At 67.6% G+C, this 24,604-nt stretch carries 19 protein-coding genes; 6 read left to right on the forward strand and 13 right to left on the reverse strand.

The genetic code is table 11. The annotated features are described in order from the left end of the window. Position 1 precedes the first annotated feature (1 nt). A complete protein-coding gene (locus NX774_RS05095) occupies positions 2-760 on the forward strand; it encodes a DUF3108 domain-containing protein (RefSeq protein WP_258821068.1) in 759 nt (252 codons plus the stop codon). A 113-nt stretch (positions 761-873) separates the two neighbouring features. Here the strand turns inward: NX774_RS05095 and NX774_RS05100 are convergent, their stop codons facing one another. From NX774_RS05100 to pyrG, 5 genes are all read right to left on the reverse strand, one after another. Beyond that, entirely contained in the window at positions 874-1,131 is a 258-nt protein-coding gene (locus NX774_RS05100) for a helix-turn-helix domain-containing protein (protein WP_258821069.1), read from the reverse strand. 4 nt (positions 1,132-1,135) lie between these two features. After that, a complete protein-coding gene (gene ftsB / locus NX774_RS05105) occupies positions 1,136-1,486 on the reverse strand; it encodes a cell division protein FtsB (protein WP_258821446.1) in 351 nt (116 codons plus the stop codon). A gap of 44 nt (positions 1,487-1,530) precedes the next feature. Further along, positions 1,531-2,814 carry a phosphopyruvate hydratase gene (eno, locus tag NX774_RS05110; RefSeq protein WP_258821070.1) on the reverse strand — a complete coding sequence of 428 codons (1,284 nt, stop codon included), beginning with the start codon at positions 2,812-2,814 and terminating at the stop codon, positions 1,531-1,533. Positions 2,815-2,897: 83 nt separating this feature from the next. Further along, entirely contained in the window at positions 2,898-3,755 is an 858-nt protein-coding gene (gene kdsA / locus NX774_RS05115) for a 3-deoxy-8-phosphooctulonate synthase (protein WP_258821071.1), read from the reverse strand. Continuing rightward, entirely contained in the window at positions 3,752-5,437 is a 1,686-nt protein-coding gene (gene pyrG / locus NX774_RS05120) for a CTP synthase (protein ID WP_258821072.1), read from the reverse strand. The genes kdsA and pyrG overlap by 4 nt, the downstream gene beginning before the upstream one ends. Before the next feature lie 352 nt (positions 5,438-5,789). Here pyrG and NX774_RS05125 point away from each other — a divergent pair, with 352 nt between their 5' ends. Continuing rightward, positions 5,790-7,517 (forward strand): methyl-accepting chemotaxis protein, encoded by a 1,728-nt coding sequence (locus NX774_RS05125; protein ID WP_258821073.1) that lies wholly within the window; start codon positions 5,790-5,792, stop codon positions 7,515-7,517. Positions 7,518-7,573: 56 nt separating this feature from the next. Here the strand turns inward: NX774_RS05125 and NX774_RS05130 are convergent, their stop codons facing one another. The 3 genes from NX774_RS05130 to NX774_RS05140 form a co-directional block, all read right to left on the reverse strand. Next, on the reverse strand, positions 7,574-8,182 hold the full coding sequence (locus NX774_RS05130) for a hypothetical protein (protein ID WP_258821074.1): 609 nt from the start codon (positions 8,180-8,182) through the stop codon (positions 7,574-7,576). Positions 8,183-8,392: 210 nt separating this feature from the next. Further along, the gene (locus NX774_RS05135; protein WP_258821075.1) at positions 8,393-9,718 is read right to left on the reverse strand and encodes an amidohydrolase; all 1,326 of its coding nucleotides are present in this window, start codon (positions 9,716-9,718) and stop codon (positions 8,393-8,395) included. A 109-nt stretch (positions 9,719-9,827) separates the two neighbouring features. Further along, positions 9,828-13,061, reverse strand: coding sequence for an error-prone DNA polymerase (locus tag NX774_RS05140; RefSeq protein ID WP_258821076.1), 3,234 nt, complete (start codon positions 13,059-13,061; stop codon positions 9,828-9,830). 85 nt (positions 13,062-13,146) lie between these two features. Here NX774_RS05140 and NX774_RS05145 point away from each other — a divergent pair, with 85 nt between their 5' ends. The 3 genes from NX774_RS05145 to NX774_RS05155 all read left to right on the forward strand — a co-directional run bounded on the left by NX774_RS05145 (position 13,147) and on the right by NX774_RS05155 (position 18,316). Next, the gene (locus tag NX774_RS05145) at positions 13,147-13,920 is read left to right on the forward strand and encodes a PhzF family phenazine biosynthesis protein (protein ID WP_258821077.1); all 774 of its coding nucleotides are present in this window, start codon (positions 13,147-13,149) and stop codon (positions 13,918-13,920) included. Between the two features lie 40 nt (positions 13,921-13,960). Next, complete coding sequence (locus NX774_RS05150; RefSeq protein ID WP_258821078.1) at positions 13,961-15,769, forward strand: M61 family metallopeptidase; 1,809 nt, start codon at positions 13,961-13,963, stop codon at positions 15,767-15,769. Between the two features lie 150 nt (positions 15,770-15,919). Further along, complete coding sequence (locus NX774_RS05155; RefSeq protein ID WP_258821079.1) at positions 15,920-18,316, forward strand: TonB-dependent receptor plug domain-containing protein; 2,397 nt, start codon at positions 15,920-15,922, stop codon at positions 18,314-18,316. Positions 18,317-18,528: 212 nt separating this feature from the next. Here NX774_RS05155 and NX774_RS05160 read toward each other — a convergent pair whose 3' ends face one another. From NX774_RS05160 to NX774_RS05180, 5 genes are all read right to left on the reverse strand, one after another. Continuing rightward, positions 18,529-19,869 (reverse strand): ATP-binding protein, encoded by a 1,341-nt coding sequence (locus tag NX774_RS05160; protein ID WP_258821080.1) that lies wholly within the window; start codon positions 19,867-19,869, stop codon positions 18,529-18,531. Beyond that, complete coding sequence (locus tag NX774_RS05165; protein ID WP_258821081.1) at positions 19,866-20,528, reverse strand: response regulator; 663 nt, start codon at positions 20,526-20,528, stop codon at positions 19,866-19,868. Before NX774_RS05165 ends, NX774_RS05160 begins: the two co-directional genes overlap by 4 nt. Before the next feature lie 48 nt (positions 20,529-20,576). Beyond that, positions 20,577-22,094, reverse strand: a complete 1,518-nt coding sequence (locus NX774_RS05170) for a Do family serine endopeptidase (protein WP_258821082.1) — start codon at positions 22,092-22,094, stop codon at positions 20,577-20,579. Positions 22,095-22,215: 121 nt separating this feature from the next. After that, the gene (locus tag NX774_RS05175; protein ID WP_258821083.1) at positions 22,216-22,338 is read right to left on the reverse strand and encodes a hypothetical protein; all 123 of its coding nucleotides are present in this window, start codon (positions 22,336-22,338) and stop codon (positions 22,216-22,218) included. Continuing rightward, on the reverse strand, positions 22,335-23,537 hold the full coding sequence (locus NX774_RS05180) for an MFS transporter (protein WP_258821084.1): 1,203 nt from the start codon (positions 23,535-23,537) through the stop codon (positions 22,335-22,337). Before NX774_RS05180 ends, NX774_RS05175 begins: the two co-directional genes overlap by 4 nt. Before the next feature lie 141 nt (positions 23,538-23,678). Here NX774_RS05180 and NX774_RS05185 point away from each other — a divergent pair, with 141 nt between their 5' ends. Then, positions 23,679-24,590 (forward strand): LysR substrate-binding domain-containing protein, encoded by a 912-nt coding sequence (locus NX774_RS05185; protein WP_258821085.1) that lies wholly within the window; start codon positions 23,679-23,681, stop codon positions 24,588-24,590. Positions 24,591-24,604 lie beyond the last annotated feature (14 nt).

Below are 24,604 nucleotides of genomic sequence, written 5' to 3' on the forward strand. Positions count from 1 at the left end.
TATGCACGTCGCGACCCTCAAATCCCTTCTTCTGGCCACCCTGGCCGCCGCGGCACTGAACGCGGGCGCCGCCGTCCATAGCATCGACGTAGGTACGCCCCTGCCGCGCTTTGCGCTGGTCAAGCCGGGGGTGCACCGCTACCTGCGCTACGTGCGCGATGGCGAGTCGAACAAGCCGATCGACATCTGGATGCGCGAGGTGCGCTTCGAGCAGCGCGACGGCAAACAGCTGCTGCGCGTGCGCCAGCGCTGGGATGGCGTGGCGCCCGGGCCGTACACGCTGTGGCTCGATTCGTGGTTCGAGCCGGGCACCTTCCGGCCGATCTCGCATGAGCGCACCAGCGAGCGCGATGGCAAGCGCAAGGTCGAGGGCTTCGTGTTTGCGCCGGACCGGGTCACCGGGATGAAGGACCTGGCGGACAACGTGCAGAAGGACCTGGTCGTCGAGTCGGGCGAGCCGACCTTCAACTTTGAAACCGATATCGAGTTCCTGCAGGCGATGCCGATGGCCGAGGGCGAGGAGTTCCGCATCAATTTCTACCATCCGGGCGGGCCGGCGCCGCAGCGCTATACGTGGAAGGTGGTGGGATCGGAGAGCATCAGCGGGCCGGCCGGGCCGGTCGAGTGCTGGGTGCTGACCACCGATTACAACCGGCCGGGGACGGTGTCGAAGTTCTGGTTCGCGAAGGGCGCGCAGGTGATGGTGCGGCAGGAGAGCGTCACGCCCAAGGGCGTGCTGGTGAAGACGCTGATCGAGTGATCGTAGGGTGGGCAGGTTTCCTGCCCACGCGGTGATACGTGACGCGTGAGCGGCCGTGCTCGCGCTGGTTGAACGCGTGGGCAGCAGAGCTGCCCACCCTACGGGTGCCGGTGTCAGTGCGGCCGCGTGCCGGGCAGGTAGAGGTCGATCACCTTCATGATCGCCAGCGTCATGTCCAGCGGCAGTTCGCCGTTCAGCAGCGCGTCGCCCAGCTGCTGGCGCGGGAAGCCGGCAGCGGCGGCCAGTTCGGCCGCGGCGGGGGATACGGCAACGTCGGACAGCGCTTTCGTGATCGCATGCGGGTCGCCCGATTCGAAGGCGTCGGCCAGGTGCACGGCGATCGCTTCCAGGGTGTCGAGTGGGTCGGCCACGGCGTTAGTCCTCGAGGGGCTTGCCCTTCTTGTCGGTGTCGGGCAGCGGCTTTTGCGGGGTCATGCTCGGGGCGTTCTTGTCGCCTTTCTTGAGCACCTGGACGAAGATCTCGTTCTGCTTGATCATGCCCAGCTCGTAGCGGGCGCGCTCTTCGACCGCGCCGGTGCCTTCCTTCAGGTCGCGCACTTCCGATTCAAGGTGGGCGTTGCGCGCCTTGAGCGCCTCGGTCTTCTGGCGCATGGCGTCGACCTGCGCTTCCAGGTCCGATACGGTCAGCCAGCTGCCTTTCCCCAGCCACAACGGGTACTGGATCAGCAGCAGCAGCGCAACCAGGGCGAGCGTGATCAGGCGCATGGATCGCATACCGGCCAGCGCGTGCTGGCCGGTCCTTGGGTCGCTTACTTCAGGTTGTAGAACGCGTCGCGGCCCGGGTAGCTGGCGATGTCGCCCAGGTCTTCCTCGATGCGCAGCAGCTGGTTGTACTTTGCCATGCGGTCAGAACGCGACATCGAGCCGGTCTTGATTTGCAGGGCGTTCAGGCCAACCGCGATGTCGGCGATGGTCGAGTCTTCGGTTTCGCCCGAGCGGTGCGAGATCACGGCGGTGTAGCCGGCGCGCTTGGCCATTTCGATGGCGGCGAAGGTCTCGGTCAGGGTGCCGATCTGGTTGATCTTGATGAGGATCGAGTTGGCGATGCCCTTCTGGATGCCCTCTTTCAGGATCTTGGTGTTGGTGACGAACAGGTCGTCGCCGACCAGCTGCACCTTCTTGCCCAGCGCGTCGGTCAAAATCTTCCAGCCTTCCCAGTCGCCTTCGGCCATCGCGTCTTCGATCGAGATGATCGGGTACTTGTCGCACCAGGTGGCCAAGAGGTTGGTGAAATCGGTGGCCGACAGCACCAGCCCTTCGCCTTCGAGGTGGTACTTGCCGTCCTTGTAGAACTCGGAGGCGGCGCAGTCCAGGCCGATGGCGATGTCCTGGCCGGCCACGTAGCCGGCCTGGTCGATCGCTTGCATGATCAGCTTGATCGCTTCTTCGTGGTTGGCGACCGACGGGGCAAAGCCGCCTTCGTCGCCGACCGCGGTGGTCAGGCCTTTGCTGTGCAGGATCTTCTTCAGGGTGTGGAACACCTCGGCGCCGTAGCGGATCGCTTCCTTGAACGAGGGCGCGCCGACCGGGATGATCATGAATTCCTGGATGTCCAGGTTGTTGTCGGCGTGGGCGCCGCCGTTGATGACGTTCATCATCGGCACCGGCATCTGCATTGCGCCCGAGCCGCCGAAGTAGCGGTACAGCGGCAGGCCGGCTTCTTCGGCCGCGGCCTTGGCCACGGCCATCGAGACGGCCAGCATGGCGTTGGCGCCCAGGCGGCTCTTGTTCTCGGTGCCGTCCAGGTCGATCAGGGTGCGGTCGAGGAAGGCTTGCTCATTGGCGTCCAGGCCCATGATCGCTTCGCTGATCTCGGTGTTGATGTTTTCGCAGGCTTGCAGCACGCCCTTGCCGAAGTAGCGCTTGGGGTCGCCGTCGCGCAGTTCGATCGCTTCGCGCGAGCCGGTCGAGGCGCCCGACGGCACCGCGGCGCGGCCCATCACGCCCGATTCGAGCAGCACGTCGCATTCGACGGTGGGGTTGCCGCGCGAGTCGATGATTTCGCGGCCGATGATGTCAACGATGGCACTCATGGTTTTTTTGGTCTCCGAGGATGTGAAAACGGTACGGGCCTGCTGGCTCAGCATGGGTCCCCGCCTGCGCGGGGACGACGCGGTCAGGCCTTGAAGCTGGTTTCGATGAAGCCGGCGCGCTTGACCACGCGGTCGATCTCGACCAGGGTGGTGAGCAGTTCCTTCATGCGCCCGAGCGGCATCGCGTTGGGGCCGTCCGACATGGCCACCGCCGGGTTCGGGTGGGTCTCCATGAACAGGCCGGCCACGCCGGCGGCCACCGCCGCGCGCGACAGCACCGGGATGTGCTCGCGCTGGCCGCCCGAGGACGTGCCCTGCCCGCCCGGCAGCTGCACCGAGTGGGTGGCGTCGAACACCACCGGGCAGTTCGACTCGCGCATGATGGCCAGGCTGCGCATGTCGGACACCAGGTTGTTGTAGCCGAACGAGGCGCCGCGTTCGCAGGCCATGAAATTGTCTTCGTTCAGGCCCGCTTCGCGCGCGGCGGCGCGTGCCTTGTCGATCACGTTCTTCATGTCGCCCGGGGCCAGGAACTGGCCCTTCTTGATGTTGACCGGCTTGCCCGAACGCGCGCAGGCGTTGATGAAGTCGGTCTGGCGGCACAGGAAGGCCGGGGTCTGCAGCACGTCCACGACGCTGGCCACTTCGGCGATCTCGTCTTCGGTGTGCACGTCGGTCAGGACCGGCACGCCGATCTCCTTGCGCACGTCGGCCAGGATTTGCAGGCCCTTTTCCATGCCGGGGCCGCGGAACGATTTGCCGGACGAGCGGTTGGCCTTGTCGAACGAGGACTTGTAGATGAACGGGATGCCCAGCGCGGCGGTGATTTCCTTGAGCGTGCCGGCGACGTCGAGCGCGAGCTCGCGCGACTCGATCACGCAGGTGCCGGCGATCAGGAAGATCGGCTGGTCAAGGCCGGCTTCGAATCCGCAAAGCTTCATGCAGCGTCTCCTTGCACGGCGGGCATGTTGGCCGCGGTGCGGGTGTTGGCGGCCTGGTGTGCCAGGGCCGCCTGGATGAACGAGGTGAACAGCGGGTGGCCGGCGCGCGGGGTCGATTTGAACTCCGGATGGTACTGCACGCCCATGTACCACGGGTGGCTGTTCTCGCCGCTGCGCGGCAGTTCCATGATTTCGCACAGGTCTTCGTTCGGGGTGCGCGCGGCTACCACCATGCCGGCCGCTTCGACCTTGGGCAGGTAGAAGTTGTTGGCCTCGTAGCGGTGGCGGTGGCGTTCGGTGACCACGCTGCCGTAGATTTCGGACGCGAGCGTGCCCGGCTTGACCGCGCAGGTCTGCGCGCCCAGGCGCATGGTGCCGCCCAGGTCGGAGTTGACGTCGCGTTTTTCGACCTTGCCGTCGTGGTTCTGCCACTCGGTGATCAAGGCCACCACCGGCTGGTCGGTGTCGGGGTCGAACTCGGTCGAGTTGGCGTTGGGCAGGCCGGCCATGTGGCGCGCGTATTCGATCAGCGCGACCTGCATGCCCAGGCAGATGCCCAGGTAGGGAATCTTGTTCTCGCGTGCGAAGCGGGCGGCCAGGATCTTGCCTTCCACGCCGCGCTTGCCGAAGCCGCCCGGGACCAGGATCGCGTCGTACTTCTCCAGCCCGGTGGTGCCGCGGGTTTCGATTTCTTCCGAGTCGATGTATTCGATGTTGACCTTCGATTCGGTGTGGATGCCGGCGTGGCGCAGCGCCTCGGTCAGCGACTTGTACGACTCGGTCAGGTCGACGTACTTGCCGACCATGGCGATGGTCACCTCGTGCTTGGGGTGCTCCATCGTGTAGATCAGCTTGGACCAGACCGACAGGTCGGCCGGCGGCGCCTGGATGTCGAGCGCCTCGCAGATGATGTCGTCCAGGCCCTGGTCGTGCAGCACCTGCGGCACCTTGTAGATGGTGTCCACGTCCCACACCGAGATCACGGCCGATTCCTCGACGTTGGCGAACAGCGAGATCTTGGCGCGCTCGTCGTCGGGGATGCGGCGGTCGGCGCGGCACAGCAGCGCGTTGGGCGAGATGCCGATCTCGCGCAGCTTTTGCACGCTGTGCTGGGTCGGCTTGGTCTTCAGTTCGCCGGCCGAGGCGATGTACGGCACCAGGGTCAGGTGCACGAAGGCGGCCGACTTGCGGCCCACGCGCAGCGACAACTGGCGGGCCGCCTCGAGGAACGGCAGCGACTCGATGTCGCCCACGGTGCCGCCGATTTCGACCAGCGCCACGTCCACGCCTTCGGCGCCGCGGCGGATGTAGTCCTGGATTTCGTTGGTGATGTGCGGGATCACCTGCACGGTCTTGCCGAGGTATTCGCCGCGGCGCTCCTTGCGGATCACCGATTCGTAGATCTGGCCGGTGGTGAAGTTGTTCACCTTCTTCATGCGGGTGCTGATGAAGCGCTCGTAGTGGCCGAGGTCGAGGTCGGTCTCGGCGCCGTCATCGGTGACGAACACTTCGCCGTGCTGCATCGGGCTCATCGTGCCCGGGTCCACGTTGATGTACGGGTCGAGCTTGAGCATGGTGACTTTGAGGCCGCGCGATTCGAGGATCGCGGCGAGGGAGGCGGCTGCGATCCCCTTGCCCAGGGAAGACACCACACCGCCGGTGACGAAGACAAATTTGGTCATTGTGCTGAAGGTGCCGAACGGCACGCGCGGGAAATTGAAATTATACCTTAAACCCACCAATACTTCTCCATGTCAACGTAACAGGAGTGCAATCGGCCCCCGTGGCCAGCGCGCGGCCGGCAAAGGGCGCAGGTTAGCACCCATGCGTCGGCACCGGTTTGGCGGGGCCGCTGGCGCGAACGGTCCGGGGGCGGTTCGCGCAGCGATACGGACTGTTCCCTCCTCGCCACAGAAGGTGTCGGCGTCGATGTTTTTTGTGAAAAATGTTCCCAAAAGCAAGTCATGTTTCCGCAAAGCACCTACACTCTTCCCCCGCGCCCGACTGGCGGCGTGTTTTTGGAGAGTTGATGCAATGGGCTTTTTCGCCAACCTGAATATCGGCAAGCGGCTGGGGATCGGTTTTGCGCTGGTCCTGGCCATGACGGTGCTGATCGCTGCCGTCGCGTTCTGGCGGATGAACGAGACGTCCGAGGCGACCGCGGCGATGGCGCAGCCGATCGTCAAGGAACGCATGATCGCGGACTGGAACAAGTACATTTACACGGCCGTGCGACGCACCGCGGCCATCGTCAAGAGCAGCGATCCGGCGCTGGTGGCCTACTTCAAGGACGATGCGGCGATGACGACCGGCAAGACTGCCGAGCTGATCAAGCAAATCGAGCCGATGATCACGAGCGACGCCGAAAAGGCCTTGTACGCGAAGATGATGGTCGAGCGCAAACGCTACCGCGACGCGGTGAATGCGGCGATGAAGGCGAAAACCGAGGGCAACCAGGAACTGGCGGTCAAGGTGCTCGACGAGCAGTACACGCCGTCGGCCAACAACTACATGGCGATCCTGGACGAGCTGGTGGCCCTGCAGCGCGCCAGCATGGACGGGCAGGTCAAGGAAAGCGAGCAAAACCAGGCCATGGGCATGCGGCTGATCGTGGGCTTGGCCGCGCTGACGGTGGTGCTGGGCACGCTGTTCGCGTGGATCCTGACCCGCAGCATCACCCGGCCGATCCGCGCGGCAGTGGAGCTGGCCGAGACCGTGGCCGCGGGCGACCTGACCCGGCGCATCGACGCCACCGGCGGCGACGAAACCGGCGCCTTGCTGCGCGCGCTGCGCCACATGAACGACAGCCTGGTCGCGATCGTGTCGCAGGTGCGCGGCGGCACCGACGCGATCGCCACCGCGTCGGCCGAGATCAGCGCCGGCAACCTGGATTTGTCGGTGCGTACCGAGCAGCAGGCCAGCTCGCTGGAAGAGACCGCGGCGTCGATGGAGGAGCTGACCGGCACCGTGCGCAACAATGCCGAGAATGCGCGCCACGCCAACCAGCTGTCGATCGAAGCGTCGCGGGTGGCCAGCGAAGGCGGCGCGGTGGCCAGCGAGGTCACCACGACCATGGCGTCGATCAACGAATCCTCGCGCAAGATCGTGGACATCATCGGTGTGATCGACGGCATCGCGTTCCAGACGAACATCCTGGCGCTGAATGCGGCGGTGGAAGCGGCGCGCGCCGGTGAACAGGGCCGCGGCTTTGCCGTGGTGGCGGGCGAAGTGCGCACCCTGGCTCAGCGCTCGGCCGCGGCGGCGAAGGAGATCAAGGCGCTGATCGACGATTCGGTGGCCAAGGTCGCGACCGGCGCCAGGCTGGTGGACAAGGCCGGCGCGACGATGGAACAGGTGGTGACCAGCATCGCCCGCGTGACCGACATCATGGCCGAGATCACCAGCGCCAGCCAGGAGCAGACCAGCGGCATCGAGCAGGTCAACCAGGCGATCGGGCAGATGGACCAGGCGACCCAGCAGAATGCGGCACTGGTGGAGGAAGCGGCGGCTGCCGCCAGCGCGATGCAGGAACAGGCGGGCCGGCTGGCGCAGGTGGTGGGGGTGTTCAAGCTGGACCAGGCAGTAATGGCGGCAACGGCGGCAACGGCGGCTGCACCGTTGGCGGCGCGCACGGCTGCGGCCGCCCTGCCGAAGGCGGCGAAGGGAGGGACGCCGGTGGTGACGCCGGCGCGGGCGCGTGCAGCGATTGCGGGCGCGCCCCGGAAGGTCGCGGCCGGCAACGAGGAGTGGGAAGCGTTCTGACCGGCCACGCGTTTGTCGCGCCCGCGCGGCAATCGCCGCGGCGGTACAGCGGGCGCCTAGTCCAGCGGCGCGTCGTCGAGCGCGTCGCTGGCGCGCCGCTGCGGGCAAACCCGGCGCTCGAAGGCCGGCAAGGCTTGTTCGTTGGCCTGCTCGACCAGTGCCAGCGCCGTTTTCAGGGTTTCGGACATGCAGGCGGCAGCGGCCGACATGGCCTCGGCCGGCGACACCGGGCGCGGTGCCGGCTCGCCTTCGGCCAGGCGGCGCAGGCGCGCGGCCGGTAACCACTTGTGCTCGCTTGGCAGCAGCACCCAGACCTCGCGCCACGCATTGCGGCCCTTGCCGCCCAGATCGAGCAGCATTTGGTGCGGCGACACCCGGCGCCCCCGGTAGCGGATGCCGTCGCCTTCCACCCGCGCATATGCAGTTTCGCCCTCAACTGTTGCGCGCAGTTCCGTTCCCTCTGGCAAAAACAAGGTTTTCCATTGATAGCCGCGCGTTGGCGTTGGCGCCAGCATGGTGAACTGGCCGCGCTCGCATGCCATCCATTGATTGATGGCCATGGTGGCGGCGTCGGCAGGTGAGAGCTTGCTGCCACTTTCCTTAAGGAAGGCGGCAAGGCGGCGCAGCGCGTGGGTGGGGGGCAGGCAGTCGGATGGCGCTTCCATTCTCTTTTTCGCTCCGCTTTTTGTCTCTTTCTGTCGATTTGACTCTCGCGCAGCGGACGAGTTCAAAATCGACGAAAAGAGACAGAAAGAGGACGCGAAAAGAGACAAGAAGCGCCATTGGCGCGGATGGGCATCCCCCGCCCCGGGGGCGCCGTTGACCCAATGCATGGGATGGCCGGTATCCCTGGCCGTGGCCGACTGCCGGAGCTGTTACTTCTTGTTGAACAGGTCCAGCAGCAAAGCGGTCTCTGCCGTGATTGCCGTACGGATTGCGGGAACGTAGTCCGGCGCCCATTGCGGGGAGTGCGGCATCGGCAGGCTGGTCAGGCTGACGCCTTTGGCGCGGGCATCGGCCAGCCGGGACGCGGGCACCGCCCCGAACTGTAGAATCAATGTCTTGACGCCAGGCTGTACGTAATTGCCGAAATCGTCAGAGGCCATGCGCGCCGGGACTTCGACCACGTTCTGTTCACCCAGCACGTCGCGCAGTACGCCAACCGCGCGGGCGGTCAAGTGCGGTTCGTTGTAGACCGCTGCCGCGCTCGCCGTGACTTCAACCAGCGGCTCCCTTGGCGCACCGGCCGCCAGCGCGACCCCTTTCGCAACCCGCTCGATGCCGTCCAGGACGCGCTGGCGCGTGGCCGCGTTCGTCGTGCGAATGCTCACTCCCAGCTTCACCTGGTCGGGAATGATGTTCGGCCTGCTGCCGCCGTGAATGCTGCCGACCGTGATCACCATCGGCTCGCTCGGGTCCTGCTCGCGCGAGACCAGTGTCTGCAATGCTTCCACCAGCCGGGCCGCCTGCACCACCGGGTCGGCGGTGTTGGCCGGCGCGGCGCCGTGCCCGCCCTTGCCGAACACGGTGATGGCCAGCGCATCGTACCCGACACGGAAGTAGCCGCTGCGATAGCCGACCTGCCCGGCCGCGGCGAACGGCTCGTCGTGCATGGTCAGCGCATAGTCCGGTTTGGGAAAGCGCGTGAACAGCCCGTCGCGCAGCATCGCCAACGCGCCCTGCACGGTCTCCTCGGCCGGCTGGCCCACCAGCACCAGCGTGCCGCTCCATGCGCTGCGGCTTTGTGCCATGAGCGCTGCCGTCCCATACCACGCGGCCATGTGCGTGTCATGGCCGCATGCATGCATGACCGGCACCTCCCGCCCGTCATTCAGCCCGGTTGACTGGCTCGCGTAGGGCAGTCCGGTCTTTTCCTGCACGGGCAAGGCGTCCATCTCGGTGCGCAGCATGAGCACCGGTCCGGGGCCGTTCTTCAGCACGGCCACCACGCCGGTGCCGCCGACGCCGGTCGTCACCTCATAGCCAAGCGCGCGCACCCGATCGGCGAGCGCGGCCGCGGTGCGATGCTCGTTCATGGCCAGCTCGGGGTGCCGGTGCAGGTCGAGATAGAGCCGCTCCACGTCCGGGAACGCGGCATCGAGCCCGGCGCGAAAGGCGGCCGGCAGTTCGGCCGCGGCGGACGGCATGACGCTGGCGGCGGCCAGCAACAGACCGGTCAGGCATAGCTGGATCGGGTTCATCGGCATTCCCTCCAATGCGATGTGCCCAGCGTGCACCATCTTGCCAAATAAATAAAGTATAAAAAGTATAAATTTTATAAACTGCTGCGCCTGCGCGACAGGGGGGGCTTCAGCAGAAATCGCGGCTGCGCGTATCCAGCCGCCCCAGCAGCGCCGACATATCCACCAGCCGCCGCGCCACCAGGTGCCGCACCTCGCCCTGCCGCTGCCAGATGCCATACACGCCCAGCAGCGGCGCGTTCAGCACCTCGCGCCGCTGCTTTTCCACCAGGTCGGGCCAGACGATCAGGTTGACGTTGCCGGTCTCGTCCTCCAGCGTCATGAACAGCACGCCCTTGGCGGTGCCGGGCCGCTGGCGCACCGTGACGATGCCGCAGGCGCGCGCCAGCTGGCCGTCCTGGTAGTCCATCAGCGTGGCCGCGGGCATGAAGCGCCGCGCCAGCAGCTGCGGCCGCAGCAGCGCCAGCGGATGGCGGCCCAGCGTGAGCCCCTGCGCGCGGTAGTCGCCCACGATCTCGTCGCCCTCGGACGGCGCGGGGAGCACCGGCGCCTCCTCGCGCGGCGCGGCCGGGCGCAGCAGGTCCTTGTCCGGCACCGCGCCCACCGCCTGCCACAGCGCTTCGCGCCGGTGCCCGGCCAGCGGCTTGAGCGCGTTGGAGGCGGCCAGCACCTGCAGGTCGGCGCGGTCCAGGTGCGCGCGGCGCGCCAGGTCGGCCACGCTGTCGAACGGCCGGATCGCGCGCGCTTCCTCGATGCGCAGCGCCGCCTCCTTGCTCATCCCCCGCACCAGGGCCAGCCCGAGCCGCACCGCCGGCTGCCCCCCCGCCCCGTCGTCCCGGCGCAGGCCGGGCCCCATAGACCGCGTGCCAGCCCGCTCGGCATGGGCCCCGGCTTGCGCCGGGGCGACGGCAACTTCAATCTCCTCCAGCGTCGATTCCCAGCCGCTGATGGTCACGTCCACCGGCCGCACCTCGATGCCGTGGCGCCTGGCGTCCTGCACCAGCTGCGACGGGCTGTAGAAACCCATCGGCTGGCTGTTGAGCAGCGCGCACAAAAACGCGGACGGCTCGTGGCACTTGATCCAGGCGCTGGCGTAGGCCAGCAAGGCAAAGCTGGCCGCATGCGACTCGGGAAAGCCGTATTCGCCAAAGCCCTGGATCTGGCTGAAGATGGCCTCGGCGAACGCCAGCTCATAGCCGCGTTCGAGCATGCCGCGCACGATGCGGTCGTAATACTTTTCCAGCCCGCCCTTGCGCTTCCAGGCCGCCATCGCGCGCCGCAGCTGGTCCGCCTCGCCCGGCGAAAAACCGGCGCCCAGGATCGCCACCTGCATCACCTGCTCCTGGAAGATCGGCACGCCCAGCGTGCGCTCCAGGGCCAGCTTCATCTCCTCGCTCGGGTAATGCACGGGCTCGAGCCCCTGGCGCCGGCGCAGGTAGGGGTGCACCATGCCGCCCTGGATCGGGCCGGGGCGCACCACCGCCACCTCGATCACCAGGTCGTAGAAGCGGCGCGGCAGCATCCGCGGCAGCATGCTCATCTGCGCGCGCGACTCGATCTGGAACACGCCCACCGTGTCGGCCGCGCAGATCATGTCGTAGGTGGCGGCGTCGTCCGGCGCAATGTCCTGCATCTCGAACACCGTGCCGTGGCGCTGGCTGACCAGCTCGAGCGCGCGGCGCAGCATCGACAGCATGCCCAGCGCCAGCACGTCCACCTTCATCAGGCCCAGCTCCTCGAGGTCGTCCTTGTCCCACTGGATCACGCTGCGGTCGGCCATGGTGGCATTCTCGATCGGCACCAGGCGCGACAGCTTGCCCTGCGCGATCACGAACCCGCCCGGGTGCTGCGACAGGTGGCGCGGGAAGCCGAGCAGCTGGTTGGCCAGCGTCGCCCACTGCTGCGATGCCGGCGCCTCCGGGTCGAGCCCGGCCTCGGCCAGGCGGTTGAGCAGGTCGGCGCGGCTGTCGAACCAGTGGTGGGTCTTGCTCACCTTTTCCACGATCGCCAGGTCGATGCCCAGCGCGCGCCCGGCGTCGCGCAGCGCGCTCTTGGGCCGGTAGCTGATCACCACCGCGGCCAGCGCCGCGCGGGTACGCCCGTACTTGTTGTAGATGTACTGGATCACTTCCTCGCGCCGCTGGTGCTCGAAATCGACGTCGATGTCGGGCGGCTCGTTACGCTCCTTGGAGATGAAGCGTTCGAACAGCAGGTTGGCGCGCGCCGGGTCGACCTCGGTGATGCCCAGGCAGTAGCACACCGCCGAGTTGGCGGCCGAGCCGCGCCCCTGGCACAGGATGTTGTTCGAGCGCGCAAAGCGCACGATGTCGTACACCGTCAGGAAGTAGTGCTCGTAGCGCATCTCGGCAATGAGCTGCAGCTCGTGCTCGAGCTGCGCCTGCACCTTGGCCGGGATCCCTTCGCGAAAGCGGCGGTGGGCGCCAATGTAGGTCTCGCGGCGCAAGAAGCTGGCCGCGGTCTCGCCCGCCGGCACCACCTCGTTCGGGTATTCGTAGCGCAGCTCGTCGAGCGAGAACGTGCACAGGCCGGCAATGCGCAGCGTCTGTTCCAGCGCCGCGCGCGGGTAGATGTTGGCCAGGCGCAGGCGCGCACGCAGGTGCTGCTCGGCGTTCTGCGCCAGGCCGTAACCGCACTCAGCCACCGGCTTGCCGAGCCGGGTGGCGGCAAGCGTGTCCTGCAGCGGCTTCCTTGAACGCACGTGCATCACCACATGGCCCACCGCCACCAGAGGCAGCTGGTGCTGCCAACCCACTTCTTCCAGCGCCATGCGGTGCGCGTCGTCGAACGCGCGGTGCAGCAGGTTCAACCCGATCCACGCGCGTCCCGGGAACTGGGCCGCCATCCACGCCGCCTGCGCGTGCAGCCGGTCCACGTGCTGCGCCTCGTGCGCCGGGTAGGCCGGCAGCAGGATCGCCAGGCAGTCGGACATGCCCTGCAAGTGTTCGAAGCCCGGGCCCGGGTTGGCGATATCGCCCGGCGTGAGCAGGTAAGTGCCCTTCTCGCTGCGCGTGCGCCCCAGCGTGATCAGTTCGGACAGGTTGCCGTAGCCATTGCGGTTCTGCGCCAGCAGCACCAGCGATGGCCCGCCCTCCAGGTGAAAGTGCGCGCCGACGATAAACGGCAACCCGGCGCGCTTGGCCTCGGCATGGGCGCGCACCACGCCGGCCAGTGAGCATTCGTCGGTCAGCGCCAGCGCGTGGTAGCCCAGCCGCACGGCGCGCGCCACCAGCTCCTCGGCATGGGACGCACCCTGCAGGAACGAGAAATTGGACAGGCAGAACAGCTCCGCATAGGCGGGCAGGCCGGCAATCGGGGGAGTCATCGGAACGCAAGCTGCAAAAACGTTAAAATTTCTGCAGAGAACAAAACTACTGTATAAAAACACAGTATAACCGAAGGGGAGAGAAATGCAGATACACGAACTGACATGCTTTGGCGCGGCGCCGGGCGCCGGCAACCCGGCGCTGGTGATCGAGGACGGCCCGGCCAGCCTTGAGGCGCGCGCCGCCTTCGCGCGCGAGCGCGCCACTACCTGCGTCTTCATCGACGCGCCGGCCGAACCGGGCGTGGCCGCCACGCTCGACTACCAGTACCCGCACACGCGCAGCCCCCTGTGCCTGCACGCCACGCTGGCTGCCGCGCGCGTGCTGCTGGCGGACCAGCCCTTGAGCGTCGCCACCGCGATGCAGGGCCAGCGCCTGCTGCTGTCGCGCGACGGCGACAGCTACTTCGTGCGCTTGGACGCGCAGCCCGCAGCGCAGCCGGCCGCCCTGCCCGACCTGGCCGCCCTGCTCGGCGTGCCCGGCTTTGCCCCGGCCAGCAGCGCGCGCGTGGCCTCGGTCGGCAGCCCCAAGCTGCTGGTGGAAGTGGCCGACCAAGCCGCGCTCTACGCGCTGCAACCGGACCTGGCCGCGATCACCGCCTGGGGCAAGGCGCACGGCGTGAACGGCATCTACGCCTGGTGCCGGCGCGCCGACGGCCGCTACGAGGGCCGCAACTTCAACCACCTCGACCCGGCATTGGAAGACAGCGCGACCGGCGTGGCGGCCGGCGCCTTGAGCACCCTGCTCGGCCACGGCATCGACCTGCTGCAGGGCCGCGCCACCGGCCGCGACTGCCTGATCCGCACCCGCCTCGAAGGCAACGCCGTGCTCGTCGGCGGCGCAGCCGAGCCCGCCTGAGTTACACTTTCGCAAACAACTTTCCCAGAGCGAACAATCAATGAAACGAGCCCTCCTCGCCTCCTGCCTGTCCCTGCTGTTCGGCGCCGCCCATGCCGACGTCGACTACCAGCTGCGCATCGCCAACGCCGCCCAGCACCTGGCCGAGGTGCGCGCCAGCTTCCCGGCCGCGCCAAGCACCACGCTGGACGTGCACATGCCGAACTGGCGCACCGGCCGCTACCAGATCCTGAACCTGGCGAGCGGCGTGCGCCAGTTCAAGGCCGTCAACGACAAGGGCGAGGTGCTGCCGGTCGCCAAAACCGACAAGGGCACCTGGCGCGTGCAAACGCATCCGGGCGACAAGGTCACCGTCGTGTACGAGCTGTACGCCAACGTGCTGGGCGAGCGCACCCGCCACATCGACGACACCCACGCCTACCTCGACGCCTCGGGCGTGTTCGTGTACGCCGACGCCTACCGCGGCCAGCCGGTGGCGGTGAAGCTGGACGTGCCGGCCGGCTGGCAGTCGCGCTCGGGCATGGACAACGGCGCCTGCGGCGCCCACTGCTTCGTCGCCCCCAACTACGACGTGCTGATCGACTCGCCGATCGAGACCGGCCTCCACGAGTTCTACACCTCGCAAGTGGACGGCAAGCAGATCGACGTGGCCATCTGGGGCCGCGGCAACTACGACAGCAAGCAGATGGTGGCCGACCTGAACAAGATCGTGCACCAGACCGGCCAGCTGTACGGCGGCACCTACCCGTTCGCCAAGCGCTACCTGTTCATCGTGCACGCCACCGACGGCGTCGGCGGCGCGACCGAGCACATCAACTCGACCGTGATCCAGCGCCCGCGCTGGATGTTCCACAAGCGCAAGGACTACCTCGGCTTCCTGAACACCGCCGCGCACGAGTTCTTCCACACCTGGAACGTGAAAGCCTACCGTCCCAAGGAAATGGTGCCCTACGACTACCAGCGCGAGAACTACAACCCGCTGCTGTGGGTCGCCGAGGGCAACACCTCCTACTTCGAAGAACTGATCACGCTGCGCGCCGGGCTGCAAAAGCGCGACGAATTCATGGACAGCTTCGCCAAGGAGATCGACGACTACCTGCACCAGCCGGGCCGTTTCCAGCAAAGCGCCAGCGAAGCGAGCTTTGACGAGTGGATCGCCCAGGGCGGCGAGCGCGCGCGCAACGCCCAGGTCAACATCTACAACAAGGGCCAGCTGCTGGGCCTGGCGATGGACCTGGAACTGCGCCGCCAAACCAAGGGCGCCAAGGGCCTGGAAGACGTGCACCGCATCCTGTTCGCGCAGCACTCGGTGGCGCAAGGCGGCTACGACGCCGCCAACATCAAGGCCGCGCTCAAGCAGGTGAGCGGGCAGGACTGGAGCGGCTGGTGGAGCCAGTACGTCGACGGCACCGCCGAAATCCCCTTCGACAAGCTGCTGGAAACGGTGGGCGAACGCTACCTGGTGGACGTGCCGAAGGACGCCGAGGACAAGCAGGAATGGTGGGCCGGCTGGCGCGTGAAGGACGGCAGTGAGCCGGCGCTGGTGACCGAGGTCGAGCGCGACAGCCCGGCATGGAAGGCCGGCGTGGTGGCCGGCGACACCCTGGTCGCGGTCAACGGACTGCGCGTGAGCGCGAAGGACCTGGGCGACAAGCTGTCGCTGGCCAAAGCCGGCCCGTTCAAAGTGCACCTGTTCCGCCGCGACGAGCTGCGCGAACTGGACCTGAACCCGGTGCTGCAGCCCAAGGGCAAGGCCAAGATCAAGGCCCTCGACAAACCGACCGCTGACCAGAAGGCCCTGAACGCCGCCTGGCTGGGCGTGGCCTGGCCAAAAGACGAGAAGAAGTAACCGGTAGGGTGGGCACTTGTGCCCACGCGGTTCCAGCGCCGTGCACCGCGTGGGCTCAAGAGCCCACCCTACAGTGTTGCTGGATATCCACACTTTAGTTCCCACCCGTTAAATGTTGGCTAACATGGCGTCATTACTAATGGAGGTGCCGTGTCCCAACCCAAGCAACTACGCCAGGCCGTCCTGGCCGCCCTTTACGGCGGTGCCGCGCTCGCCGCGCTCGCCCCGTCCGCCCAAGCCCAGACGGGCGAAGCCCAAGCCCGCGCCGACGTCGTCCCGACCGTCAGCGTGGTCGGCTCGCGCCGCGTCGGCAACGCCTCGAGCACCGAGACCCCGGTCCCGGTCGATTTCATCCCGCTCACCAAGGTAGCGGAACAAGGCGGCCAGTTCGACCTGGCCCAGAGCCTGACCTACATCTCGCCCTCGTTCAACTCGACGCGCCAGACCGGCGCCGACGGCGCCGACCTGGTTGACTCGGCCGCCCTGCGCGGCCTGGGCTCGGACCAGACCCTGGTGCTGGTCAACGGCAAGCGCCGCCACACGGTCGCGCTGGTGAACCTGTTCGGCGCGCGCAACCGCGGCAACACCGGCACCGACATGAACGCGATCCCGCTGCTGGCCATCAAGGACGTGCAGGTGCTGCGCGACGGCGCCGCCGCGCAATACGGCTCGGACGCGATCGCCGGCGTGCTGAACATCGAACTGAAGAAGAACCTGGGCTGCGAAGCGATCGTCGGCACCGGCGAATACTCCAAGCACGACGGCAAGAACTGGCTGGCCTCGGCCTACTGCGGCGTGGCGATGGCCGACGGCGTGCTGGGCATCACCGGCGAATACGCCGACCGCGGCCGCTCCAACCGCGCCGAAGCGGGCAACCCGCGCATCATCGGCGACACCCAGGTCAAGAACCAGACTGTCTACCTCAACGGCGAATTCCCGGCCGGCCCCGGCAAGTTCTACCTGACCGCCGGCGCGCAAGACCGCGACGCCTCGTCCGGCGCGTGGGCACGCGGCGGCATCGGCTCGGACGACATCCCGTCGCGCAACTCGGCCGCCATGTACCCGGACGGCTTCGTCCCCTTCATCAACGGCAAGATCAACGACCGCTACGCCACCTTCGGCTACCGCAGCACCATCGGCGACGACTGGCACATGGACCTGTCGCAGACCTACGGCTCGAACCGCATGCGTTACGACATCACGCATACGCTCAACGCCTCCATCGCCAACCTCGACCTGTCCAAGGGCGGCAAGGGCATCAGCCCGAACGCGTTCGACGCCGGCGGCTTCGCGTTCCGCCAGCTCACCACCAACGCCGACTTCAGCCGCTTTTATCCGGGCGTGCTGCAAGGGATGAACGCCGCCTTCGGCTTCGAGTACCGCAAGGAGAACTACCAGATCTTCGCCGGCGAACCGGGCTCGTACATCGACGCCGACGGCGTGGGCGTGGGCGGCAACGCCGGCAGCCAGGGCTTCCCGGGCTTCCAGCCGGGCGACGCCACCAACCAGAACCGCCACAGCCAGGCCGCCTACATCGACGTCGAGACCGACGTGACCCAGCGCGTCAAGCTGCAGACGGCAGTGCGCTACGAGCACTTCTCCGACTTCGGCTCGACCGTCACCGGCAAGCTGGCCGGCGCCTTCAAGGCCGCCGACGGCGTGCTGCTGCGCGCCTCGGCCAGCACCGGCTTCCGCGCGCCGTCGCTGCAGCAGGCCTACTTCTCGTCCACCTTCACCGACTTCATCAGCGGCGTGCCGATGGACGTGGTGCTGGCGCCGAACGGCGGCAAAGTCGCCAACGCGGCCGGCATCCCCAAGCTGCATGAAGAGAAATCGAAGAGCTACACCGCGGGCATGACCTGGTCGCCGACCGCCACCACCTCGATCACCGCCGACCTGTACCGCATCAACATCGACGGCCGCATCGTGCTGTCGGGCCGCTTCGACGCCGACAACTACCCTGCGCTGGGCGCGACGCTGTCGGCGCTGGGCGTGGGCCAGGCACAGTTCTTCGTCAACTCGGTGGACACCCGCACCCAGGGCCTGGACCTGACGGTGTCGAACCGCGCCACCCTCGGCGAGGGCAAGCTGAACACCTACCTGGCGCTGAACGTCGGCAAGACCGAAGTGACGGGCGTGCACGCGCCGGCCTCACTCAAGGGCTACGAAGACGTGCTGCTGTCCGAGCGCGAGCGCCTGTTCATCGAACAAGGCGGCCCGCGCCACAAGGCCACGCTCGACTTCGACTACACGCTGGGACGTCTGGAAACCGACTTCAAGGTGATCCACTTCGGTCCGCAGACGCTGGGCACCTTCTCCGGTCCGCCGGTGCCGAACCAGCACTACGCGTCCAAGACCTCGGCCGACCTGGCGTTCACCTGGTCGTTCACCGACAAGACCCGCCTGACGGTCGGCGGCACCAACATTTTCAACGTGCACCCGACCGTGCAGAACCCGGACGAAACCGACAACGGGTTCAAGTATGAAAGCGTGCAGTTCGGCCTGAACGGCGCCTCGTACTTCGCGCGCCTGTCGCACAAGTTCTGACGCGACTAGCACGTCGTCCCGGCGAACGCCGGGACCCATGCTGAGCGTGCGCGAAGCGACATCTGACCGTTTGCCATCAACATCAGCACGTCGTCCCCGCGAAGGCGGGGACCCATGCTGAGCATGCGGTCACGCGGCCCGCTCCATCAGGGCACACCGTCCATGGGTCCCCGCCTTCGCGGGGACGACGGCTCACATTGCACCGGCCCCGATCAAGCCAGCGGAAACGTCACCGTCGCCGCCAATCCCCCCAGCCGCTGCGACTGTCCCAGCTCCAGCTTCGCCCCGTGCCTCTCCGCGATCGACTTGATGATCGCCAGCCCCAACCCACTGCCCTGCGCCTCGCTCCCGGCGATCCGGTAAAACCGGTCGAACACGCGCTCGCGCTCCTCCGGCGCGATGCCCGGCCCGCTGTCCTCGACCACCAGCACCGCGCCCGCGCTCTCCCCGCGCACCGAGATATCGACCGTGCCGCCTTGCGGCGTGTACTTGACCGCGTTCTCGACCAGGTTGCGCAGCAGGATGGTGAGCGCATCCGGCTGCCCCTGCACGCGCACCGCGTCCGCGCGCTGCACCCCAAGATCGACGCCCTTGGCCTGCGCCGCCGACGCCAGGTCAGCCACGCTGCGCCGCGCCAGCTCGGCCAGGTCCACCTCCTGCCGGACCGCGCCGGCGGTGGCGCTGGCCTCCTGCCGCGCCAGCACCAGCAGCTGCTCGACCAGCCGCGTCGCGCGGTCGATGCCGGCCGTGAGCCGCGCCACCGCCACCTTGCGTGCTTCAGGGTTGTCGGCCCGCTCCAGGCTCTGCGCCTGCAGCTTGAGCGCGGCCAGCGGCGTGCGCAGTTCATGCGCCGCGTCGGCCACGAAGTGCTGCTGCGCGTCGAACGCCGTGCGCACGCGCGAGAACAGCAGGTTCAGCTCGCGCACCAGCGGCTGCACCTCGTCCGGCAAGCCGTTCTCCGACACCGGCGACAAATCGTCCGCCTGGCGCGACGCCACCTGCGAGCGCACCCGGTCCACCGGCTCGAGCGAGCCGCTGACGACCCACCACACCACCAGCATCAGGATCGGCATCATCACCGCGATCGGCCCCAGCGTGCGCAGCGCCAGGTTGCGCGCCATGTTGCTGCGCACCGACAGGTCCTGCGCCACCTGCACCGTCTGGTTGTTCGTCTGGATCGAAAACACGCGGTAGATGGTGCCGTTGGCACGCACGTTGGAAAAGCCCAGCACCGCGCGCTGCGGCAGGCGCGCGCGAGAGACGCTGTGGAACACCTGCACCCCGTCCGGCGTCCACACCTGCACCACCAGGTCGTCCGACTCCGCGCTGGGGTCGGTGTAGCCGGGCGCCGGCCCGTTGGTGGCCAGCGGCGTGTTCGAGCGCAGCGACAGCGCCATCTGCTGCATGTGGTAGTCGAAGATCTGGTCGGCGTCGCGCAGCGCGGTGCGGTAGGCGATCGACGCCTGCGCCACCGCGGCGATGGTGATCGCGGCCAGCAGGTACCACAACAGGCGCCCGCGCAGCGAATGCGTAACCTTCCTTACCCGTTTCATGCCTTGGGCACCATGTAGCCCACCCCGCGCACGTTCTGGATCAGGTCACTGCCCAGCTTCTTGCGCAGGCCGTGGATGTACACCTCCACCGCGTTGCTGGACACTTCGTCGCGCCAGCTGTACAACTTTTCCTCGAGCTGCGCGCGCGACAGCACCGCGCCCGGCCGCGCCACCAGCGCCTCGAGCACGGCCCACTCGCGCGCCGACAGCGCGACCTGCTGGCCGTCCACCGAGACTTCACGGGTGGCGGGATTGACGGAGATGTTCTTGTATTCGAAGACCGGCTCGGCACGCCCGGCGGCACGCCGCAGCAGCGCACGGATGCGCGCCAGCAGCTCGTCCAGGTCGTAGGGTTTGAGGACGTAGTCGTCCGCGCCGGCATCGAGCCCCGCAATGCGCTGCGACACCGCGTCGCGCGCGGTGGCCACCAGCACCGGGGTCCTGTCCTTGCGTGCGCGCATGGCGCGCAGCACGTCCAGGCCGTCCTTGCGCGGCAGGCCCAGGTCGAGCAGCACCAGGTCGTAATTCTGGTTCTGCATCAGGGCCGTGTCGGCCATTTCGCCGTCCTTGACCCAATCGACGGCGTAGTGCTCGGCCCTGAGCAGGTCGAGCACTACTTCGCCGATCATCGTATCGTCTTCCACCAGCAGCAGCCGCATCAAACGCCCCCGTTCTTGAACAGTGCTGGTAGTGGACGCTTACGATCCTTAACCGATCCGCACCGGGATGAAGATTTTGTCATCCCCGCGCTGGATCAGCAAGGCCACGGACTTGGAGGCTTTGCCTACCAGGTCACGTACCTGGTCAACAGACGAGACAGGCTTGCCGTTGACCGACAGGAGCACGTCGCCGCGGCGCACGCCGGCAAACGCCGCCGCGCCCTGCGCGTCCTCGATCACCAGGCCCGACGGCAGGCCGGATTCGCGGCGCTCCATCGGGTCGAGCGGGCGCAACGCCAGGCCCAGCTTGGCGCCGTTGTCGGCTGTGCTGGCCATCTGCTCGGCGCGGTCGGCCTTGCTGTCGGCATTGCCCAGGGTCGCATTGAGCTGCACGACCTTCCCGTCGCGCCAGACTTCCAGCGCCGCCTTCTCGCCCGGCCGCGCGGTCGACAGCATCGCCGGCAGGTCGCCCGAGGCGATGATCGCCTGGCCGTTCAGCTTGCGGATGATGTCGCCCGTCTTCAGGCCCGCCTTCTCGCCGGGACCATTGCGCTCGACGTTCGACACCAGCGCGCCCTCGACCGTATCGAGCTTGAACGAATCGACCAGGCCCTGGTCCACTTCCTGCACCGTCACGCCCAGCTTGGCATGCTGCACCTTGCCGTGGGCGACGATCTGGTCCTTGATGCGCACCGCCACGTCGATCGGGATCGAGAACGACAGGCCCTGGTAGCCGCCGCTCTGGCTGAAGATCTGCGAGTTGATGCCCACCACTTCGCCGCGCGTGTTGAACAGCGGGCCGCCCGAGTTGCCGGGGTTGACGGCGACGTCGGTCTGGATGAACTGCACCCCGCCGTTGTCGATGGTGCGGCCCTTGGCGCTGACCACGCCGGCGGTCACCGTGCTCTCCAGCCCATACGGCGAACCGATCGCCATGACCCACTCGCCCACCTGCAGGTTGCGCGTGTTACCGAGCGGGACCACCGGCAGGTTCTTCCCGTCGATCTTGAGCACCGCGACGTCGGTCTTGGTATCCGAGCCGAGGACCTTGGCGCGGTACTCGCGGCGGTCCTGCAGCTTGACGGTGACTTCGTCTGCGTCGCGCACCACGTGCGCATTGGTCAGGATGACGCCGTCCGGGCTGACGATGAAGCCCGAGCCCTCGCCCATCATCATCGGGGCCTGGCCGCCGCGCTGGCCGCCGCGCGGCATGCCGGGCACGCCGAACTGGCGGAAGAAGTCGAAGAACGGATCGTCCTCGTCGATCTCGGGCATCTGGCGGCGGCGCATGCCGGTCTTGGTGCCGCCGACGACGCGGATGTTGACCACCGCCGGGCCGTTGCGCTTGACGATGGAAGTGAAGTCCGGCAGCGCCACCTGCGGGTCGGCCGGGCCCACGCTGGGCGCCACGGCAGCCGGCGCCGCAGCGGCGGCCGCCGCTTCTGCCATGGCGTTATTGTGATTGACTGCGATTGCGCCCACCGCCCCGCCAATGACGCCAGCCGCGCACAGCGCCAGCGTGAGACGTTTTGCGGTGATGGCAGTGACTGCACCTTCGTTTTGCATGTACGTGCTCCTGTTTTGGAAGAGATAATGGTTGGTGACTTCAGCTACGATGACTAGCATATTGCGACACCAGCCTTAAACCATGCTTAAGCTAAGGCCGCCTCGCACCCCACCACTTCCCTCACCCGCAAAACGACAGCGCCGACACCACGGCCAGCGCGTTGTCCGGCCGCAGCCAGGCCTCGAATCCGGCCGCCAGCACGGCAGCGAGCACCAGCGCCAGGGCGAGCCGCAGCGCCTTCATGCCAGCGCCAGCCGCACGCGCTCGACCGGCTGGTCGTCGATGCGGTAGTGCAGCAGGGCCGCGACCACGCCCAGGCCCACGCTGATGGTCCACACCAGCTGGTAGGAATGGGTGGCGTCGAACACCTTCCCGCCCAACCACACGCCGAAGAACGCGCCCAGCTGGTGGCCGAAGAACACAAAGCCGAACAGGGTGGCGATGTACTGCACGCCAAACACCTGCGACACCAGCCCATTGGTCAACGGCACCGTGCCCAGCCACAGGAAGCCCATCACCGCGCAGAACGCGTACAAGGTCCAGGTGGACAGCGGCAGCAGCACGAAGGCGGCCATGACCAGCGCGCGCGCCAGGTACAGGGCCGCGAGCACGTGCTTGCGCCGCTGGAAGCCGCCGAGCCAGCCGAACACGTAGGTCCCCGCCACGTTGGCCAGCGCGATGATGGCCAGCCCGGTGACGCCGGCATTGCCCGGCAGCTGCTTGTCCGCCAAATAGGCCGGCAGGTGCGACGCGATGAACGCGAGCTGGAAACCGCAGGCGAAAAAGCCCAGGTTCAGCAGCCAGAAGCCGCGGTGCCCGAACGCCTCGCGCAGCGCCGCGCCCAGGGTCTGGCGTGCCTTGTCGGCGCCGCTCGTCGTGCGCTCGCGCAGCGGCAACGCGCACGGCAGCATCAGCGCGCACACGATGCCCAGCACACCCAGCGCGCCGGCCCAGCCGAGCGCACTGGTCAAGCCCTGCGTGACCGGCACCAGCAGGAACTGGCCCATGCCGCCGATCGCCCCGGCCATCCCCAATGCCCAGCTGCGCCGCTCCGGGGCCACCAGCCGGCTCAGGGCGCCATAGACGACACTGAAGGCCGTGCCCGACAGCGCCACGCCGATACACAGCCCGGCCGACAGGGTGAACGCGGCGACCGAGGGCGCCTGCGCCATCAGGATCAGCCCCGCGCCGTAGCACAGCAGGCCGCACACCACCACCAGCCGCGCGCCAAAGCGGTCGGCCAGCATGCCGGTGAACGGCTGGGCCAGCCCCCATGCGAGGTTCTGCACCGCAAGCGCGAACCCGAACGCCTCGCGCGACCAGCCGCGCTCCAGCGTGACAGGCAGCAGGAACAGGCCCTGCGCGTGCCGCACGCCCATCGCCAGCCCGAGCACCAGCCCGCCCGCCGTCACGACCACCCAGGGATGGCCCAACCAGTCCATTTTCCGTTGACTCGACATCTCGTGCCTCACATTCCGTTTGTGAATACATGGCGATCTTTGCATCGCCGCCGGTGTCGATTAAACTGCTTTCTGCTGAGCCGATCAAAGGATATTCCCGTCACCTTCGCATTCGCTACTGACATGTCACTACCACTCGTACGCCTCCCTTCCCTCGACCTGGTGCGCGGCTTCGTCGCCGTTGGCCGGCGCATGAGCGTCACGCTCGCCGCGCGCGACCTGTGCCTGACCCAATCGGCGGTGAGCCGGCAGGTGCAGGCGCTGGAAGACGCGCTCGGGGTCAAACTGTTGGTGCGCGGCTATCGTTCGATCGCGTTCACGCCCGAGGGCGAGCGCCTGTTCCGCGCTGCCGATGGCGCGCTGGCCCAGTTGCAGGACGTGATCCACGCGGTGAAAGGCCCGTCCGGGCGCCGGCTGGTGACGCTCACCTCGACCTCCGGCCTGACCGGACTGTGGCTGATCGAGCGGCTCGGCGCCTTCCTGCGGGCCCACCCGGACATCGAAGTGCGCGTGTCCGCCAACGACCGCGCGGTGGACCTGGCGGGCGAAGGCATCGACCTGGCGATCCGCTACGGCGCGCGCGAGGCGATGCCCAGGGGAGCCGAGTACCTGTTCGGGGAGTCGGTGCTGCCGGTGGCGCACCCGTCGCTGCACGTGAAGGCGTTGGCCAGCCCGGCCGATGTCGCGCGCCACACGCTGCTGCAATTCGATGGCCCCTACCGGCCCTGGCTGCAATGGGGCGAGTGGTTCGCCAGCCAGGGGTGGGACGAGGTGCGCCCCAAGGCCGTGCTGCGGTTTAACCAGTACGACCAGCTGGTGCACGCCGCGGTGGCCGGCCAGGGCATCGCGCTGGGCCGCCGGCCGCTGGTGGCCGCGATGCTGGCCGACGGGCGGCTGCGCGCCATTTCGGCCCCCTTGCCCGGCCCGGCCACCGACTACGCCTACTGGCTGCTGCACGCGCACCCCGAGCCCGCGCCCGAAGTGGTGCATGTGATGCGCTGGATACGCGACGAAGCTGCCCTCGTACGCGAATGACGCGATGACGCGGG

It is taken from the genome of Massilia agilis (assembly GCF_024756255.1).
GTDB lineage: Bacteria > Pseudomonadota > Gammaproteobacteria > Burkholderiales > Burkholderiaceae_D > Telluria > Telluria agilis.

Bases quoted from the DNA above. Each gene is read 5' to 3' on its own strand.
- NX774_RS05095 (WP_258821068.1), top strand. From the start codon at position 2: ATGCACGTCGCGACCCTCAAATCCCTTCTTCTGGCCACCCTGGCCGCC.
- ftsB (WP_258821446.1), bottom strand. From the start codon at position 1,486: ATGCGCCTGATCACGCTCGCCCTGGTTGCGCTGCTGCTGCTGATCCAG.
- eno (WP_258821070.1), bottom strand. From the start codon at position 2,814: ATGAGTGCCATCGTTGACATCATCGGCCGCGAAATCATCGACTCGCGC.
- kdsA (WP_258821071.1), bottom strand. From the start codon at position 3,755: ATGAAGCTTTGCGGATTCGAAGCCGGCCTTGACCAGCCGATCTTCCTG.
- pyrG (WP_258821072.1), bottom strand. From the start codon at position 5,437: ATGACCAAATTTGTCTTCGTCACCGGCGGTGTGGTGTCTTCCCTGGGC.
- NX774_RS05125 (WP_258821073.1), top strand. From the start codon at position 5,790: ATGGGCTTTTTCGCCAACCTGAATATCGGCAAGCGGCTGGGGATCGGT.
- NX774_RS05130 (WP_258821074.1), bottom strand. From the start codon at position 8,182: ATGGAAGCGCCATCCGACTGCCTGCCCCCCACCCACGCGCTGCGCCGC.
- NX774_RS05135 (WP_258821075.1), bottom strand. From the start codon at position 9,718: ATGAACCCGATCCAGCTATGCCTGACCGGTCTGTTGCTGGCCGCCGCC.
- NX774_RS05140 (WP_258821076.1), bottom strand. From the start codon at position 13,061: ATGACTCCCCCGATTGCCGGCCTGCCCGCCTATGCGGAGCTGTTCTGC.
- NX774_RS05145 (WP_258821077.1), top strand. From the start codon at position 13,147: ATGCAGATACACGAACTGACATGCTTTGGCGCGGCGCCGGGCGCCGGC.
- NX774_RS05150 (WP_258821078.1), top strand. From the start codon at position 13,961: ATGAAACGAGCCCTCCTCGCCTCCTGCCTGTCCCTGCTGTTCGGCGCC.
- NX774_RS05160 (WP_258821080.1), bottom strand. From the start codon at position 19,869: ATGAAACGGGTAAGGAAGGTTACGCATTCGCTGCGCGGGCGCCTGTTG.
- NX774_RS05165 (WP_258821081.1), bottom strand. From the start codon at position 20,528: ATGCGGCTGCTGCTGGTGGAAGACGATACGATGATCGGCGAAGTAGTG.
- NX774_RS05170 (WP_258821082.1), bottom strand. From the start codon at position 22,094: ATGCAAAACGAAGGTGCAGTCACTGCCATCACCGCAAAACGTCTCACG.
- NX774_RS05175 (WP_258821083.1), bottom strand. From the start codon at position 22,338: ATGAAGGCGCTGCGGCTCGCCCTGGCGCTGGTGCTCGCTGCCGTGCTG.
- NX774_RS05180 (WP_258821084.1), bottom strand. From the start codon at position 23,537: ATGGACTGGTTGGGCCATCCCTGGGTGGTCGTGACGGCGGGCGGGCTG.
- NX774_RS05185 (WP_258821085.1), top strand. From the start codon at position 23,679: ATGTCACTACCACTCGTACGCCTCCCTTCCCTCGACCTGGTGCGCGGC.